Annotated in this window: 1 protein-coding gene; it reads right to left on the reverse strand. The window is 44.9% G+C overall.

Going from position 1 to position 709, the window contains the following annotated elements; translation table 11 throughout:
* Positions 1-54: 54 nt before the first annotated feature.
* Positions 55-709: restriction endonuclease (locus OH459_RS28045; RefSeq protein ID WP_269989899.1), on the reverse strand; the 655-nt coding region annotated here is incomplete at its 5' end.

The following is a 709-nucleotide window of genomic DNA, read 5'->3' on the forward strand; positions in this document are numbered from 1 at the left end:
CTTTGTTTTTGAGCAAAACACGCCAATTACCACTCATTAATCAGAGCAGCATCGCTAATTAGGCTTGGAGTAATCAATCGTGTATCGACACGTTGGAAACGAAGTGCAGCCATAGAACGCCTTCCCTTTATTTACTCCTCGTTTCGCCACTCGTTTTACAAGGACAGACTGACAGTTTGGACACACTTTGGGTACCGGTTTCGCGTCGCTCGTTGGCTTTGGTGGTTTATTTTCAAAGCTCCGTCCATCCTCAATTATATGAACCAACTCTGAGCCGTTGACCAACCACAGGCGTTTATCTTGTGCGTAAGCAATGGCTTCCGATGTAAAGTCTCCTGACGTGACGATAATCATTTTGCTTGCGTGGTGCTCTATCATGACACCGTACATTTCTCGAAGTACCTGAATGCCAACTTTCTTGGCCTTCCAGTGCTTACATTGTACTAGGCTTAGCTCTCCATCTTTCGTCAACCAAATATCAATGCCGCCATCAGGCTTTGGTGAAAAAGACTGCTTCACAGCATAACCTTGATGCTTAAAGTACTCGCCGACATAGGATTCAAACTCTAGCCAGCTTAATTGGTGAAATGGCGTGGTTACTCGTCTCGAACGAATATGTGAAGTGGTCGTCCGATACCTCTGCCTTCTCTGAAATTTTTTAAAAAAAGCAATCGGCGCGGGAATGAAAAACAGCAACGCAATATATGGG

It is taken from the genome of Vibrio sp. MM46 (assembly GCF_027587135.1).
Lineage (GTDB): Bacteria > Pseudomonadota > Gammaproteobacteria > Enterobacterales > Vibrionaceae > Vibrio > Vibrio harveyi.